This is a genomic window from Cellvibrio sp. PSBB023 (assembly GCF_002007605.1).
In the GTDB taxonomy this organism is placed as follows: Bacteria; Pseudomonadota; Gammaproteobacteria; order Pseudomonadales; family Cellvibrionaceae; genus Cellvibrio.
This window is the reverse complement of the sequence record NZ_CP019799.1, coordinates 1,394,905-1,410,695: the sequence shown is the minus strand read 5'-3', so window position 1 is coordinate 1,410,695 and position 15,791 is coordinate 1,394,905. Positions and strand designations below refer to the sequence as shown.

General features: G+C 49.6%; 15 protein-coding genes. 7 read left to right on the top strand and 8 right to left on the bottom strand.

All coding sequences use genetic code 11. The features are described 5' to 3' along the window. Positions 1-621: 621 nt before the first annotated feature. The 8 genes from B0D95_RS06280 to B0D95_RS06245 form a co-directional block, all read right to left on the bottom strand. A complete protein-coding gene (locus B0D95_RS06280; protein WP_078043105.1) occupies positions 622-807 on the bottom strand; it encodes a hypothetical protein in 186 nt (61 codons plus the stop codon). Between the two features lie 303 nt (positions 808-1,110). Next, positions 1,111-2,421, bottom strand: coding sequence for a ribonucleotide-diphosphate reductase subunit beta (locus B0D95_RS06275; RefSeq protein ID WP_078043103.1), 1,311 nt, complete (start codon positions 2,419-2,421; stop codon positions 1,111-1,113). A gap of 130 nt (positions 2,422-2,551) precedes the next feature. After that, the gene (locus B0D95_RS06270; RefSeq protein ID WP_078043100.1) at positions 2,552-5,497 is read right to left on the bottom strand and encodes a ribonucleoside-diphosphate reductase subunit alpha; all 2,946 of its coding nucleotides are present in this window, start codon (positions 5,495-5,497) and stop codon (positions 2,552-2,554) included. 698 nt (positions 5,498-6,195) lie between these two features. Further along, on the bottom strand, positions 6,196-7,734 hold the full coding sequence (gene lnt / locus B0D95_RS06265) for an apolipoprotein N-acyltransferase (protein ID WP_078043098.1): 1,539 nt from the start codon (positions 7,732-7,734) through the stop codon (positions 6,196-6,198). Between the two features lie 84 nt (positions 7,735-7,818). Then, on the bottom strand, positions 7,819-8,694 hold the full coding sequence (locus B0D95_RS06260) for an HlyC/CorC family transporter (protein WP_170941593.1): 876 nt from the start codon (positions 8,692-8,694) through the stop codon (positions 7,819-7,821). Positions 8,695-8,714: 20 nt separating this feature from the next. Next, a complete protein-coding gene (ybeY, locus tag B0D95_RS06255; RefSeq protein ID WP_078043096.1) occupies positions 8,715-9,182 on the bottom strand; it encodes an rRNA maturation RNase YbeY in 468 nt (155 codons plus the stop codon). A gap of 2 nt (positions 9,183-9,184) precedes the next feature. Then, on the bottom strand, positions 9,185-10,255 hold the full coding sequence (locus tag B0D95_RS06250) for a PhoH family protein (RefSeq protein ID WP_170941677.1): 1,071 nt from the start codon (positions 10,253-10,255) through the stop codon (positions 9,185-9,187). Between the two features lie 321 nt (positions 10,256-10,576). Then, a complete protein-coding gene (locus tag B0D95_RS06245; RefSeq protein WP_078043094.1) occupies positions 10,577-11,254 on the bottom strand; it encodes a BON domain-containing protein in 678 nt (225 codons plus the stop codon). Between the two features lie 362 nt (positions 11,255-11,616). On the opposite strand from B0D95_RS06245, the gene B0D95_RS06235 reads away from it, so the two are divergent. The 7 genes from B0D95_RS06235 to B0D95_RS20780 all read left to right on the top strand — a co-directional run bounded on the left by B0D95_RS06235 (position 11,617) and on the right by B0D95_RS20780 (position 15,788). Beyond that, positions 11,617-12,735, top strand: coding sequence for an AI-2E family transporter (locus tag B0D95_RS06235; RefSeq protein ID WP_246841742.1), 1,119 nt, complete (start codon positions 11,617-11,619; stop codon positions 12,733-12,735). A 348-nt stretch (positions 12,736-13,083) separates the two neighbouring features. After that, entirely contained in the window at positions 13,084-13,245 is a 162-nt protein-coding gene (locus B0D95_RS06230) for a DUF1328 domain-containing protein (protein ID WP_078043090.1), read from the top strand. A 108-nt stretch (positions 13,246-13,353) separates the two neighbouring features. After that, positions 13,354-13,650 (top strand): hypothetical protein, encoded by a 297-nt coding sequence (locus B0D95_RS06225; RefSeq protein ID WP_078043089.1) that lies wholly within the window; start codon positions 13,354-13,356, stop codon positions 13,648-13,650. 10 nt (positions 13,651-13,660) lie between these two features. Continuing rightward, positions 13,661-14,143, top strand: a complete 483-nt coding sequence (locus B0D95_RS06220) for a hypothetical protein (protein ID WP_078043088.1) — start codon at positions 13,661-13,663, stop codon at positions 14,141-14,143. Beyond that, complete coding sequence (locus tag B0D95_RS06215) at positions 14,109-14,351, top strand: hypothetical protein (protein ID WP_078043087.1); 243 nt, start codon at positions 14,109-14,111, stop codon at positions 14,349-14,351. The genes B0D95_RS06220 and B0D95_RS06215 overlap by 35 nt, the downstream gene beginning before the upstream one ends. A 112-nt stretch (positions 14,352-14,463) precedes the next feature. Next, positions 14,464-15,402 (top strand): sigma-54 dependent transcriptional regulator, encoded by a 939-nt coding sequence (locus B0D95_RS06210; RefSeq protein ID WP_246841741.1) that lies wholly within the window; start codon positions 14,464-14,466, stop codon positions 15,400-15,402. An 11-nt stretch (positions 15,403-15,413) separates the two neighbouring features. Further along, positions 15,414-15,788 (top strand): helix-turn-helix domain-containing protein, encoded by a 375-nt coding sequence (locus B0D95_RS20780; protein WP_246841740.1) that lies wholly within the window; start codon positions 15,414-15,416, stop codon positions 15,786-15,788. Positions 15,789-15,791: the final 3 nt, after the last annotated feature.

Below are 15,791 nucleotides of genomic sequence, written 5' to 3'. Positions count from 1 at the left end.
CATGACCATGTATCCGCAACCATCAAAACCAAAATCCGTGTACCGTTAATTGGTTTTCGCATTTCCAAAGCAATGTGCCATTGCGATTACGAATGTTGGGGTTCGCAATTTCACCGCCAACCATACATGCAGGTATTGCCTTTTTGATGGGGTGATTCAATAAGTCATTGTGGTGTGCTTGTGCGAAAACAATATTTCTCGCCGTGCCTGTAACCAATCTATCCAGGTTTCGTGTTATTTTTGTAGAGGATTTTTCAGCTCGACCAGCTTAATCGTATAGATGTGGCCCCAGTTTTTCGCGGATTAAATATAAAATTGTATCGATGCGGAAAATGCACTTCCTTGTGCTTCTATCTAGCGATTAGATGCTAAGATATTTGGATTTCGCTGCATATTTCTTTTTAACAAATCGTTGTATGTAACTACAAAGTCCCCAGCCTCTTAATGCAAGAGATTTCATTGTTTCAACATGCGATTGGCCAGTAACTCCATAATCGTATCGATATAGTGAATTGTCATTGAACACAATATCGATGTGGTATGGAGTGATTTCATATCCAGCTACGCTGGAGTTACCATTTAAGTTTCTGTACTTAGTGATAGCCATCAGTTCACCTCAAATTAGCGGTTACTGTTGGGCGTTGTTTCTACTGGTGTCCAGTAGCTTTTTGGTTTGCTCGTCGGCGGGAGCGGTTTGTTATCGGAAACAGTTGCAAAATTAGGTTTTAAGCCACCTTTTGGTCCTATTTCTTGAAAAATTCCACCGCTTTTTCCGGTGCTCTGACCGGGGCGTTTTTTAATAGACATAGTATGGTTCCTATTTGGCTACAATGTGAATCAGCTCAACACTCAAATTTTTTAATAACAATTTGAGTGTTGACACATTGCTAAGGAAATCATCATAATCGCCCCCGCTTCGACCAAAAAGCACTGTGTGATTGATGAATTTCAATTGCAACCTGTAGTCTGATTCAGTTTTGCTACAGTCAAGACCCCTGTATATCGTTTGCGCGATTGCAGGGGTTTCTTGTTTTTAGCGAAATAAATAATTTCGCAATAATTCTTCAAAATAATTTCTTAGCATCCTTGCTAATAATTAAATTTTTTAAATCAATCCCAGCTCAAAGCCCCACCAGTCTGATACTCAATCACGCGCGTCTCAAAGAAATTCTTCTCCTTACGCAAATCCATAATCTCACTCATCCATGGGAATGGATTCTGTGCGCCGGGGAATTGTTCTTTCAGGCCGACTTGTGCGCAGCGGCGGTTGGCGATGAAGTGGAGGTATTCTTCCATCATCGCGGCATTCATGCCGAGTACGCCGCGTGGCATGGAGTCGCGGGCATATTGAATTTCCAGCTCGGTGCCTTCCAGAATCATTTGGATAACTTCTTGTTGGAATTCTGCAGTCCACAAGTGCGGGTTTTCCAATTTGATTTGGTTAATGACATCGATACCAAAGTTCAAATGCATGGATTCATCGCGCAGGATGTATTGGAACTGCTCGGCAACGCCGGTCATTTTGTTGCGGCGTCCCATGCTGAGGATTTGGCTGAATCCGCAGTAGAAGAAAATACCTTCGGTCACTACATAAAACGCGACAAGGTTGCGCAGCAATTCCTGATCAGTTTCTGGTGTGCCGGTAGTGAAGGTTGGGTCACCCAGGGTTTGGGTGTGCTTCAAACTCCATGCGGCTTTGTTCGCAACGCTTGGCAATTCGCGGTACATGTTGAAGATTTCGCCTTCATCCATACCCAGCGATTCAATGCAGTATTGATAAGCGTGGGTGTGGATCGCTTCTTCGAATGATTGACGCAAAATGTATTGGCGGCATTCGGGGTTGGTGATCAAACGGTAAATCGCGAGGACGAGGTTGTTCGCTACCAATGAGTCAGCAGTAGAGAAGTAACCGAGGCTGCGCATAACGATGCGGCGCTCGTCATCGGTCAGGCCGTCTTTGCTTTTCCAGGTGGCGATGTCGGCGGTCATATTTACTTCTTGTGGCATCCAGTGGTTGGAGCAGCCATCAAGGTATTTTTGCCATGCCCAGTCGTATTTGAAGGGAACCAGTTGGTTCAAGTCTGCGCGGCAGTTGATCATGCGCTTTTCATCAACCTGGATACGGGCGGCACCCATTTCCAATTCTTGCAAACCGGGAGCCGGGTCAAGTGCGGCGAGGCTGGCGCGCGCTTTGGCCAGTTCAGGGCTAATGCCTGCTTCTTTGGCGGCAGCAGCAAAGGCGGTGTTAACGGCTTGGGCATCAGCAGCGGCGCTTACTTGTGCGGCCTGTGCTTGCGCCACTTGCGCTTGGGTCGGTTGCGCTACGGGCGCGGCGGCTTTGGTTTGCGCGGCGCTGATGGCGTCTTGACGTGCTGTTTCTTTTACCGCTTCTTCGGTATCGAATTCATCCCAACTTAGCATGGTGTTCCTCGTTTAATTCTGTGTGCGTGTATCGCGTATTCTGCATATTTGTTGGGGTTCGTTCCTCACCACCAACCTACGAAGCACTCTGTAGGTTGGTGGTGAGCGAAGCGAACCCCAACACTGAGGTTTATTGGCAAGCTTCGCAATCCGGATTATCAATCGAACAGGCCAGTGGCACTGGCGCCGCTTGGGCAAAGCTCGCTTCTTCTACCTCGGCGACTGCCGGTTTTGCGGCGGCAGGGGCTGCTGCCAGTCCACCGTTTGCACCGCCAGCGGATACCGCGTTCAAGGCGCCGGTATTGATGGTGGATTTCTCGGTGGTGGTTGCTGCCAAGGCACGCAGGTAATACGTAGTCTTTAAGCCGGAGAACCACGCCATGCGGTAAGTAATGTCTAATTTTTTACCGTTAGCGCCCGCGATGTAGAGGTTCAAGCTCTGTGCTTGGTCAATCCACTTTTGGCGACGGCTGGCGGCTTCTACGATCCACTTGGGTTCTACTTCAAACGCGGTGGAGTAGATGGCTTTGAGGTCGGCCGGGATGCGGTCGATCTTTTGCAGTGAGCCTTCGTAGTATTTCAAATCGTTAACCATTACCGCATCCCACAGGCCACGGGCTTTCAGGTCGTGTACCAAGTGCGGGTTAACCACGGTGAATTCGCCTGAGAGGTTGGATTTCACGTAGAGGTTTTGGTAAGTCGGTTCAATCGACTGGGTTACGCCAGTTATGTTGGAGATGGTTGCCGTTGGGGCAATCGCCATCACGTTGGAGTTGCGCATACCCTGGGTTTTCACTTGCTCGCGCAGGGTTGCCCAGTCGAAGGTTTGGCTGCGGTCGACTTTGATGTAATTCTCACCACGGTTTTGCGCGAGGATTTCAATAGAGTCGATAGGCAGAATGCCTTTGCTCCACAAAGAACCTTCAAAGGTCGAGTACTTGCCACGCTCGGCCGCCAGTTCGCTGGAGGCTTTGATGGCGTAGTAGCTCACGGCTTCCATGGAGGTGTCGGCAAAATCTACGGCTTGTTGTGAGCTGTAGGCGATACGTTGTTCATAGAGCGCATCCTGGAAGCCCATGATGCCAAGGCCGATAGGGCGGTGACGCAGGTTGGACTGTTTGGAGGTCGCCACGGCGTAGTAGTTAATATCGATCACGTTATCGAGCATACGGATCGCAGTTTTAACGGTGCGCTCCAGTTTTGCCTGATCGAGTTTGCCATCCACAATGTGTTGCGCAAGGTTGATAGAACCGAGGTTACACACCGCGATTTCATCGTTCGCCTTGGTATTCAAGGTGATTTCAGTACACAGGTTGGATGAGTGAACCACACCGGCATGCTGTTGCGGGCTGCGCAGGTTGCATGGGTCTTTGAAGGTGATCCATGGGTGGCCGGTTTCAAACAGCATGCCCAGCATTTTGCGCCACAGGTCTAATGCGCGTACGGTTTTGAAGACTTTGATGCGACCAGCAGCGGCTTCGGCTTCGTAGAACGCGTAACGCTCTTCAAAAGCTTTGCCGTACAAATCGTGCAGGTCGGGAACGTCGTTCGGCGAGAAGAGGGTCCACTCTTTATCGTCAAATACGCGCTTCATGAACAGGTCGGGCACCCAGTTGGCGGTGTTCATATCGTGGGTGCGGCGGCGGTCATCGCCGGTGTTCTTGCGCAGCTCAAGGAATTCTTCGGTATCCAGGTGCCAGGTTTCCAGGTACGCACAGACGGCGCCTTTGCGCTTGCCGCCCTGGTTTACCGCCACAGCGGTGTCGTTGGCTACTTTCAGGAAGGGAACTACACCCTGTGACTTGCCGTTGGTGCCTTTGATGTAGGCGCCCAATGCGCGCACCGGGGTCCAGTCATTACCCAGGCCGCCTGCAAATTTGCTGAGCATGGCGTTGTCTTGAATCGCACCGTAAATGCCGTGAAGGTCGTCCGGCACGGTGGTCAGGTAGCAAGAGGATAACTGCGGGCGTAAGGTGCCGGAGTTGAACAGGGTTGGGGTGGAGCTCATGTAGTCAAAGGATGACAAGAGACGATAGAACTCAATCGCGCGATCTTCACGGTTGTCTTCCTGGATCGCCAAGCCCATGGCTACGCGCATAAAGAATATTTGCGGCAGTTCGATGCGGGTGTCATTGCTGTGAATGAAGTAGCGGTCATACAGGGTTTGCAGGCCGAGGTAGGTGAACTGCAAGTCGCGCTCGGCGATCAGGGCTTTGCCCAGTTTTTCCAGGTCAAAGTTTTGCAGCTCGGGAGAGATCAGCTCCAGCTCAACGCCTTTCTTGATATAGAGCGGCAGGGTTTGGGCGTAGAGGGTTTCCATGTCAGCCTGGGTGGCAGAGGTGGCCACACCGAAGAAGCTCAGGGCTTCAGCGCGCAGTTTGTCCATCAGCAGACGAGCGGTTACAAAAGAGTAGTTAGGTTCTTTCTCTACCAGTGTACGGGCGGTAATCACCAATGAGGTGTTTACGTCCTTTTCCGCTACACCGTCATAGAGGTTGCGCATGGCTTCGTCGAGAATGGCTTTCTCTGCTACACCGGCCAAGCCAGCACAGGCTTCACGCACAATGGTGCGCATACGGCCAATGTCCAGGGGAGCACGGCTGCCATCGGCCAGAATCACATTCAGGCTGGGGTAGTCCGGGTCTGGCTCATGGGAGGTCGTGGGCTGCTTCTGGGCGCGCAGACGAGCATGCTCTTCGCGGTAGAGCACGTAGTCGCGGGCCACTTTTTGTTCGCCGGAGCGCATCAGGATCAGTTCAACCTGATCCTGAATCTCTTCAATATGAATAGTGCCGCCGGATGGCATGCGGCGTTTGAAGGTGGCAGTAATTTGTTGGGTGAGGTTATTGACCGTTTCATGCACGCGCGTGGAGGCCGCAGCAGTGCCGCCCTCTACGGCCAGAAAGGCTTTGGTCATGGCGATGGCAATTTTGCTGGCATCGAAGGGAACCACCGTTCCGTTGCGCTTGATCACGCGTAATTGGCCCGGTGCCGTGGCTGTGAGTGTGGCTGCGCCGCCGTGAATGTCCTGTTGCACGTTGCGTGTACCGGTGGTGGTTTCAATGTCAGTTTGCATAGACGTCTCCCGCGTGAGGTCTTTCCTGGTTGAAATGACTGGTTGGTAAAAGTTGTGATAAAGCCTGTGTCGGATGACCCGGGCGCGATACTTGGGCGCGGCCGTTGTTATTAAAATCAGGGTCTACAACACCATGTTGCGTGTTTTGTCTGACCACAAGATATTGTGGTAGACGCAATCACGCCTTGTGCCCATACCGCTGATGCCAGGCAAACACGCGTGGAGCGTGTCGCCAGCCGCTAATCACTGCTACCTATGTAGCAAAATAGTGAATTAGCGTTCAATTGGGTCAAAATTCTGCTTGACGATTTAGCTCTGCAAGGTTAGGCGCTGCTAGTGCATTTGGCGCGCCCAACACCTATATCTAGGGGTAAATCGTGAATGGGCTACAAGATAATGCGATTGCGGGTTTTATGCAAGCTTGAAAAGCTGTGGATAAGGTGTGGGTGACAGGGGTACAAACTGGGGGCAAGTCAGTAATCCTCAGGCATTGCGCCGCAAACGCCATGGAATGGGCCATCTATGCGAATTGTGACTATTTGTCGCGAGACTTAGACTTTTTTCTAATAGTTCTATTGTTGATTTATGACTACATATAGTGTTTGTAGTTTATAGAGCGCTAGTGTTGGTGCCGAGGGGGCGGTGAGCAGCGTATGGTGGCGATGGTTACCCGCTGCTCACTGTTGTTGCCCCGGCGATCAGTCTGGTTGTTTGCGATACAAAGCGGGCGCCTGCAGGGCCAATAAGAGTAGGGCGGCGATAATCACCAATGGCCCGCTACTGCTTACCATAAAGGGTGTCCACGCTTTCACCGCATGAATAACGCCAGTAAAGGTCTGGGCGCGGAATGAATCGCTCTGGCTGATGATCTTGCCTTTGTTGTCGATAATCGCGCTGGGGCCGTTGTTAGTGCTGTACACCAGGTAGCGGCCGGTTTCCAGGGCGCGCATCTGTGCCATCTGCATAAATTGTTTGGCCTGGATCGAATTCAGGAACCAGCCAAGGTTGTTCACGCTGAGCAGCACCTGTGTTTCTTTGGCCGCTTGGGCGACGAGATCCGGGTAGACAATTTCATAGCAAATCGCCGGGGTAATGCGCACGCCTTTGGCGATTAGCCCATGTTGATCCTGCGGGCCAATGTGGATAAACGAGGTTGGCAGGTTAAAGAATTCAATCAGTCCGCGCAGTTGGTCTTCCAATGGCACGTATTCACCAAAGGGAACCAGGCGTCGCTTGTGGTAGAAGCCATAGCCTTCTCCCAGGCCAACCACCGAGTTGTAGAACTTATGTTTGTCGCGGTCTTCGTAGATGACGCCGGTAAAAAGCGCGGCATTGGCGGCGGAGGCTTTGCTGTTCATCTCCTCCAGGAATGGCAGCGCCTCATGGAAGGTCAAGGTGGTAGGAATGGCGGCTTCTGGCCAAACGACCCAGTCGTTATCCCACAGATCGGTGCTGAGTTCGCGCAATTGGTCCAATGCGGCGATGGTGGTGGTCTCGTTGAAGGTCAGCTTGGTGCCTTGATCCACGTTGGGTTGCACCATGCCAATGCGGATGGGGGTTGCCTCAGGTTCGGCCCAAGTGATGGTGTTTAAAACGGCACCTGCAACCCAAAATACAAGGTTGAGCGCAATGGCGCTGATCATTAGCGGTTTTTGTGTGCGTGCTGACTGGCCTTGCCAGACCAGCTCAGCAATCAGCCCGGCGTTGGCAGTCAGAATAAGTCCGATGCTCATAACCCCGCCAATCGGCGCCCAGCCGGCTAGCCAGGTATCCAAATGGCTGTAACCTAAAAATAGCCAGGGGAATCCGGTGAGCAACCAAGTGCGCGACCACTCGCCCAATAGCCAGCAGGTGGGCAGGGCGATTAATAGGGCATAGCGGTGAAAGCTAAACCAGCGGCCATAGAGATAAAACGGCAGTACAAAAACAAGCGCCATAAAACAGGCGAATACAAACACCAAAAAGGCAGCAAATAAGGGGGCAGCGCCGCCAAAGTTGTGGATGCTGACGTAAATCCAGTGAATACCTGCCCCGTATAACCCCAGGCCAAAGGCAAAGCTGCGCCAGAGTACCTGCTTCATGGTTTGCTCTTTGAGGAGTAAGGCGAACACCGTCAAGCTCAGCAAGCTGATTGGCCAGAAGTCGAACGGCGCAAAGCTCAGGGTAATCAGGGCGCCGCTAATGAGTGCGAGCAGCAGGGCAAGGCGGGTGGACAGGTTGCGAAACGTATCGGCCATGGATCAGTAATCTTGTGTGGGCGGTTAAAAAAATCCCGCCAGTGGGCGGGATTTCCAGAGCGTGGTGTGTTGCAAGCGTGAAGATTAATCGCTTGCGATCGTTAAGCGCAATAAGTGGATTTGGCGATTGTCGGCGTAAAGTACGCGGAATTGCATATTGTTCATTTGTACGACTTCATTGCGCTTGGGCAGGTGACCGAACTCCTGCATCAAAATACCGCCCAGGGTATCGAAGTCCTCGTCGCTGAATTGGGTGTTGAAGAATTCGTTGAAGTCTTCAATCGGCGTCAGCGCTTTGACTATGTAGTCGGTTTCGCTCACGCGCTTGATAAAGTCAGAGGCTTCCTCTTCTTCGTCGGTTTCATCTTCAATCTCGCCAACAATTTCTTCAAGGATATCTTCGATCGTGAGTAGGCCGGTAATACCGCCGTATTCGTCCATGACCAGCGCCATGTGGTAGCGGTTTTCGCGGAATTCGCGCAGCAATACGTTGACACGCTTGCTCTCCGGCACAATGTTGGCGGGGCGAAGAATGGTTTCCAAATTGAAGTTATCGGTGCCTTTCAGGGCGAGGGGCAGTAGATCCTTGGCCAGCAAAATGCCTTTTACATCGTCGATGTTTTCGCCAATCACCGGAAAGCGTGAATGGCCGGATTCAATAATTTGTGGCAGGTATTCCTGCGGTGAGTCTTCCAAGCGGATGGCGACTATGTGTGAGCGCGGCACCATAATTTCACGCGCTTGCAGGGAGGATACATCCAATGCGCCTTCGATGATGCTCAGGGCTTCCTGGTCGAGCAATTGGTTGTCGGCAGCGTCTTTAATAATTTCCAGCAGCTCGTCGCGGGATTTGGGCTCCGCGCTAAACGCGTGAAGTACTTTATCCAGCCATGATCGCTCGTGTTTATCGCTGCGTTCGTTTTTTTCAGTAGTGGTGCTACTCGGATGGTCGTCCGACATGATGGTAGTTCCCAAGGTTTTTATTCTGCCGTAAGTTCTTGATAGGGAGCGGGATAACCCAGCCCGGTGATGATTTCAGTTTCCAGCGCTTCCATTTCTTCGGCTTCACCATCGTCGATGTGATCGAAACCCAGCAAATGCAAGCTGCCGTGCACCAGCATATGGGCCCAGTGCGCCGCCAGTGTTTTACCTTGCTCCCGTGCCTCGCGTTCCACAACGGGAGCGCAGACCACCAAATCGCCCAAGAGCGGCACGCCTACTTCTTCGGGAATATCCGCCGGGAAGGAGAGCACATTGGTGGGGTAATCTTTTCCGCGATACTGATTGTTGAGCTCCTGGCTTTCGTCTTCGTCGACTATATAGAGGCTCACTTCTGCGTCTTCAAGTTTTTGGCTTTGCAGTGCGGCGCTAACCCAGCGCTCCAGTTCAGCCAGAGCAGGAATTTGTTGGCTTTGGCTGTTACTTTCTATATCAATTTGATAGGCCATGATCAGCGCGCGTCATCCGGTTTTGGGTTCTTTTGCTCAAAAGCGTCATAGGCTTCTACGATGCGCTGGACAATCGGGTGACGCACCACATCTTTGGAGGTGAAGTGGGTAAAGCTGATGCCATTGACGTTATCCAGCACTTCAATCGCATGGCGCAGGCCAGAGGCCATACCTCGTGGCAGGTCGATTTGTGTCGGGTCGCCGGTAATCACGGCTGTGGTGCCAAAACCGATACGGGTCAGGAACATTTTCATTTGTTCACGGGTGGTGTTTTGGCTTTCATCCAGAATCACAAAGGAATTATTCAGGGTGCGACCACGCATAAACGCAAGGGGCGCTACTTCAATCACGCCGCGTTCCATGAGTTTGCCTACAGTGTCAAAGCCCAGCATTTCAAACAAGGCATCGTAGAGTGGGCGCAAATAAGGGTCTACTTTCTGGGCCAGATCGCCCGGTAAGAAACCGAGTTTTTCACCGGCTTCAACCGCCGGACGCACCAGTAGAATGCGTTCGATTTCATTTTTCAGCAGGGCTTCTACCGCGCAGGCAACGGCGAGGTAGGTTTTGCCTGTACCAGCAGGGCCAATACCAAAGTTAATGTCGTGGCGTTGCACAGCGCGCACATAGCGCTGCTGATTCAAGCCGCGAGGCTTGATGGTGCATTTTTTGGTGCGGATAAGGGTAATTCCACCTTCGTCGCTAGTATTGTCGGCGGCGGGTGCGGTAGCGCTGGTGTCATCAACAAGAGACTCGGCGTTATCGAGTTGTTGCATAAGCTGTTCAATTCCTGAGGTTTGCAGGGCGAGATGGACTTCATCCGGGGTGAGTTCGCTGTGCCCGGTGAATTCGTAGAGGTTGCGCAGTAATTCGGCGGCAGCACGCGTTTTTGTGGCGGGGCCTACCAGTTGGAATTCCGAACCACGATTGCGTATTTCGATATCGAGGCGCTCTTCGATTTGGCGCAGGTGTTGACCGAGCAGACCATTGAGGTTGGCAAGGCGACGACTATCGCTGGGCTCCAGCGTTAGCGGCTGGGTAATAATTTCCGGGGGGGATATAACCTGGGTGTTCAAGTGGTTGGTAAGCTCTTGTGACTCAATTAAAAGCAAGACTAAACCATTCGGCGGGAGGGATAAAGCCTAAATTGCAGCTGAATGTGCACTAAATTGCGCGTTAAAGTTACACAGGTTTATGAGGTATATTCAGTAACTGGTTGTATTTGTTGTTATTTTTGTCAGGCAAATCCTGGTTTTAAGTGACGGTTGTCGTTTGTGGTCGCTGCGGTTAAAGAGCCTTGGGTTATAGAAGTTTGCGGTTGTTGATGTGTCGCCGCCGAACCGGGGTGGCACGCACCCCGGCAGACATCTTTACGCACAAATCCTGTTTGTGTGGCATCAGGATTTTACTTGCAAGTTATTCACCACGCCTTTCACATTTTCATGTTTAGCCGCAATCGCTTGCGCCAGCGCTTTTTCTTCCAGCGAACCCACCTGTCCAGACAATGTCACTTTGTGATTGAGCGTATCCACATCAATCGCAAGGCCTTTGATATTGGGCGAGGCGAGCAGTTCGGTTTTAATTGATGCTGTGGTTGAAACATCGGCCACATACTGCGCAAAGTTGCGACCTTTCGGCGTGGCAGGCTCTGCGGTTCTGGCAGGTTTTTCAATGACTTTGATGTTGTTGGTGACGGCATCGATACCTTCAACACCTAGTGCAATATTTTCAGCCAGTTCTTTTTCGATGTCGGAATGAACCTCACCACTCAAGGTGGCCATGTCATTATCGACGTCGATATCAATCTTGAACGCATTCAGGTGTTCATTAAGAACCAGTGCTGTCGCCAGTTTGCTTTCAATCCAGCCGTCTTTAAAAGCCGTTTTACTGTCCTTCCAGGTTTGTTTGCTGTCTTGTTTAAAGTCCGCCCAGAATTCAGCGGCACTTCTCTTTTCGGTGTAAGCGCCAGTCTGTGAGCTGGATTCCTTATCGCCCGCAGCAGTGGCAGACAAGGATGCGGTGAGTGCAAGGGCGCTCAAGGGAATAGTAATGCTGTGTAAGAATGAGGTTTTCATCGTTTATCTCCTTTGATAACTATTTTTCAAACCATTTTTCAGCTAATAAAAAATAGCTTGATTGAAAAATATGCGATCAACAAAAAAGAACGCATACAAAGGCTAAAGCTGATTTCATGCCAGTTATGTGTGAATCCTGAGGAGGCCTTTATTTTTCTGGTGTTGACGCGCGCAGCACAGGTTGTGGCGGTGTCATGAGTGAAGTTGTAAGAATGCCTTTTTTGCAAGAACTACAAAAAAATGTAAATTTTATTTAAATCTACATGGATGCGTTTCACAAAAAATAGTTGTAGCTCGTGGCTGAGTTGTTCTGGTATGAAAATGGCAAGTGCTCAGGATCAGCATCACAATGGCAGGGAATAATGATGAACAATCCATTTATGTTTCGCGGTGGGGAAGGTGCACCACATCATTCGGAAATACAGCAGCATCGATGTGCACGTGCGACCAGTGTGGCACTGAATATACTGGTGGTTATTGCTGTGCTCTATAGCGTGTATTTTTGTCGCACCTTGTTATTGCCCATATTTGTCGCGGGTTTTATCGCTTTATTTTCAAGTCCGCTGGTGCGTTTTCTGGCGGATTTTAAAATACCGCATGCGCTGGCGGCGGCATTGGTAGTTATCTTGTTGGTATTGTTGCTGGGGCTAACCTGTGTATTTCTGGTGGGACCTGCGGCGCATTGGTTGGATAGTTTGCCCGCGCTTGGCGATAAGCTCACCGCCCATATCAATGGTTGGTCTGATCAATTTAAATTGCTCCGCTCGCAGGTCATGCCGGATGCCAATGGCGACAGTAATGCCATTGGCAGTGCATTGGAAACTATTATTTTTTCGGCACTATCATTGGTGGCGGGTACAACAGCAATGCTATTGGTACAGGTGGCTGCCGTATTTGTGATCACGTATTTTTTTCTGGTATATGGCGATAATTTAATGCGCAACTTTGTTCGCGCCCAGTCATCCTTTGCGGAGAAGAAAAAAGCGGTGATTATTTTTCAAACCGTGCGCGATGATATATCCCGCTACGCATTGCTGATCTCCATCATCAATCTTGGTTTGGGATTGGCAACAGCCTGCGTTATGGCTGTGTTAGGTGTGGAAGATCCATTGTTATGGGGCGCGCTGGCGGCGATATTGAATTTTGCACCTTATATCGGGCCTTTGGTGTTGAGCGTGATTCTGACGGCGGTAGGATTTTTGGAATACAACACCTGGGGTATGGCGCTAATGGTGCCGGGAAGTTTCCTGTTTTTGAACTTTATTGAATCGCAATTGGTAACGCCAACAGTATTAGGTCAGCGTTTTAATATGAACCCTTTATTGGTTGTGTTATGGATGTTTGCATGGGGCTGGCTATGGGGTGTTGTTGGTTTATTAATCGCGATTCCCTTGTTGGTCTGCTTCAAGATTTTAGCGTCACACCTCAATCTTATTGGTTGCTGGATCAATATTCTGGATGGTGATATTTCCCGCCAGTAGTTGGTTGGGTACATTGCTTTCCACCGTATCGAGCAATGTAAATTTTTCACCGATTTGTAGGTTTTGCATAAATTTCAATGAAATTTACAGCTTTGGGTGACGCCATCGTAGTGGTGTTGTCCTTTGTCTTCCGCTTTTTCTTGTGATCCTCTGTTTATTGGCTTATTCCCTTCCTGATTCCGCTAACCGCTGCTGTTAATAGACTTCTGGTGAATAAAAAGGGTGAACGAATAGCACATTTAGTGCGGCTTTATAAAAAACAAAAGGAGTTGGCACGTTCATTGAATTAGTTTAAGTGAACGTGTGTGATTGACCTCAATACATTGAACACATGACAAGGAGAATCCCATGCTTTATTACGCCGTAGTGTTTTTTATTATTGCCATCATTGCAGGTCTGTTTGGTTTTGGTGGTATAGCAGGTGCAGCAACAGGAATAGCGCAAATATTATTTTTTGTTTTTCTGGTGTTGTTTGTACTGTCACTTATCTTTGGTAAACGTCGGCTTTAGTTCGCCGGTTGATTGCAGTAAAGGTTATTCGTTTTTGTGAAGTGAATTTTAACTGTTATTTTTAACATTCATTTTTAAGTCATTGTTAACAACCAAGAGGTAATACCCATGAGCACTCAAACATCAGTAAAAAGCCATGCAAACGGTAAATCAGTAGATGACATCACCATGTCTGAAGCTATTGCCCAATTCAAGGAAGCAACATCCAGTATTTACGATGCTGTTGGTTCAATTGGAAGTGCTACCGCTGCCAATGCCAAGGTTCGCCTGAACGAAGGAAAAGCGCGTGCTATTGAGCTGGAGGAAAAAGCGGAAGAAGTGGTTAAAGCCAAGCCTTTGGTAACAGTAGGTGTAGCGTTTGCAGCGGGCTGGTTGGTATCCCATCTGTTACATCGTCGTCACTGAGTATTCAGTCATGAATACCCATGAGCGAAATGAAAATGCACCTGGGGCTGCACAGCCCCAGGATGCTTTTTCTCCGTCAAGTCATAAACCTGCTGCTAATTGGGAAGCCGACGTAGCGCAAACCTTGCAATTGGGTGAACAGCTTGTTGGTTTTGTGGGCGGTGTCGTGGATTTGGCTCGGGTAGAAGCACTGCTTGCTGTGCGTACTTTGCCAAAACTCATGATGCTATGGTTGATGATGATGCCTATTATCTTGTTAACCTGGTGTGCATTTTCTGCGTTAATGGCTTGGTCAGTCGTGGCTGCCAGTGGGCAAGTCGGATTAGGGATGCTGACATTTTTCCTATTGCAGGTTTTACTTCTATTCGTGTGTCGTTGGCTGTTTGTAAAATATCGCACGCGCATGACATTCCCTTATACCCGTGCGCAAATTGACCAATTTGTGCGGAGTACCCAAGATGAATTTAACCGTTGCAGTAAAACAAAAGAATGAACAATTGCAGTTGCAGGGGGCTGAGTTACAGCGACAATTGCATGCGCGCCTTACTGCACCTACATTCAGTGCTTTTTTTATCACCTTTGGTGTGGCGCCATTGCTGACAGGTGTTGTCGCTGGGGCTATTTTTGCACCCAAGGATTCGCTATCACACAAATTGTGCCGGGCTGCCTTTCCCGGTTTGAGGTTGTGGCCATTTTCCTGAGTGTTTAAAAAGTGAATTGCATCGCTAAGTTGTTGATGGGTGCTGCGTTCTTTTATCTGACTGGTGCTAGAATGAGCCTGGATGCTAACTGGCTAACATGAGGATATCGATCGTGGCTGAGGTTTTATTGGTTGACGATGACAAGCGCTTTCTGGATGCAACAGCACAATTATTAGGATTGTTGGGGCACAGTGTAACAACAGCGGATTCTGTGGCACAGGCACGCGAATTAATAGGGCGTAAACAATACACGCACATGATTCTGGATTTGATATTACCGGATGGCAGCGGGCTGCATTTACTTGAAGCTTTGCCCGCACAACACACCATAAAAATTACGCTCATCACCGGCCATCCTTCCATTAAATCCATTGTTAAGAATCTTTACGGCTCCAACATTAATTACCTTATTAAGCCCATTGATTTACAGCAACTTGAATCCCTGTTTGACGATAAAAAATTAACCTCGACAACATCACCCTCATCGGTCCGTTTACATTTTAATCATTTGGTGGGCGAGTCGGCACCCATGCAACAGCTGTACGAAATGATTGAGCGTGTCTCCACCACCAAAGCCAATGTGATGCTTCTGGGGGAAAGCGGGGCAGGTAAGGAAATGGTAGCGGCGGCTATTCACTATGCCAGTAAAACAGAGGGCGATTATGTAGCCGCTAACTGCGGGGCATTTTCACGCGAGTTGATTAACAGTGAATTGTTCGGTCATGAGAAGGGCGCGTTTACCGGGGCAACACATCGCAAAATAGGTGTGTTTGAGCAAGCCAATAAAGGGACACTTTTTTTAGATGAAATAACTGAGATGCCCATTGATTTGCAACCCAACCTGTTGCGGGTATTGGAAACGCAAAAAGTGACTCGCCTGGGCGCTACTTCCAGTGTGGATATTGAGGGGCGTGTGGTATCGGCAACCAATCGCACCGAGCAGGATATGGCCTTGCAAGGTTGCCTGCGTGAAGATTTGTACTTCCGGTTGGCGGTCTTCCCTATCCATATTCCCCCTTGCGTGCGCGCAAGGAAGATATACCGCTTTTAGTCGAACATTTTTTGGCGGCATTTAATCAGGAATATTCGAGCGATATTGGCATTAGTGAAGAATCACTGCTGCGTTTGCAGCAATATGATTGGCCGGGCAATGTGCGCGAGTTGCGCCACGCGATTCATCGCGCTTACATAATGGCAGATCAACAGAAAAAATTATTAGTGTTACCCGATAACCTGTCATCGCCATTTTCAAAAGTCGCTGCGCAACCTCAAGCCGGCATTCGGGTCGGGAAAACTGTTGAGGAAGTGGAGCGCGAACTGATTGAGTCTACCCTGGAGCATTTTGATGGTGATAAAAAGCAAGCCGCCGATATGTTGGGAATCAGTTTAAAAACCTTATATAACCGTTTAAATAGTTATGGCAATGTTGAGCTGTGAGGG

Bases quoted from the DNA above. Each gene is read 5' to 3' on its own strand.
- B0D95_RS06280 (WP_078043105.1), bottom strand. From the start codon at position 807: ATGTCTATTAAAAAACGCCCCGGTCAGAGCACCGGAAAAAGCGGTGGA.
- B0D95_RS06275 (WP_078043103.1), bottom strand. From the start codon at position 2,421: ATGCTAAGTTGGGATGAATTCGATACCGAAGAAGCGGTAAAAGAAACA.
- B0D95_RS06270 (WP_078043100.1), bottom strand. From the start codon at position 5,497: ATGCAAACTGACATTGAAACCACCACCGGTACACGCAACGTGCAACAG.
- lnt (WP_078043098.1), bottom strand. From the start codon at position 7,734: ATGGCCGATACGTTTCGCAACCTGTCCACCCGCCTTGCCCTGCTGCTC.
- B0D95_RS06260 (WP_170941593.1), bottom strand. From the start codon at position 8,694: ATGTCGGACGACCATCCGAGTAGCACCACTACTGAAAAAAACGAACGC.
- ybeY (WP_078043096.1), bottom strand. From the start codon at position 9,182: ATGGCCTATCAAATTGATATAGAAAGTAACAGCCAAAGCCAACAAATT.
- B0D95_RS06245 (WP_078043094.1), bottom strand. From the start codon at position 11,254: ATGAAAACCTCATTCTTACACAGCATTACTATTCCCTTGAGCGCCCTT.
- B0D95_RS06235 (WP_246841742.1), top strand. From the start codon at position 11,617: ATGATGAACAATCCATTTATGTTTCGCGGTGGGGAAGGTGCACCACAT.
- B0D95_RS06230 (WP_078043090.1), top strand. From the start codon at position 13,084: ATGCTTTATTACGCCGTAGTGTTTTTTATTATTGCCATCATTGCAGGT.
- B0D95_RS06225 (WP_078043089.1), top strand. From the start codon at position 13,354: ATGAGCACTCAAACATCAGTAAAAAGCCATGCAAACGGTAAATCAGTA.
- B0D95_RS06220 (WP_078043088.1), top strand. From the start codon at position 13,661: ATGAATACCCATGAGCGAAATGAAAATGCACCTGGGGCTGCACAGCCC.
- B0D95_RS06215 (WP_078043087.1), top strand. From the start codon at position 14,109: ATGAATTTAACCGTTGCAGTAAAACAAAAGAATGAACAATTGCAGTTG.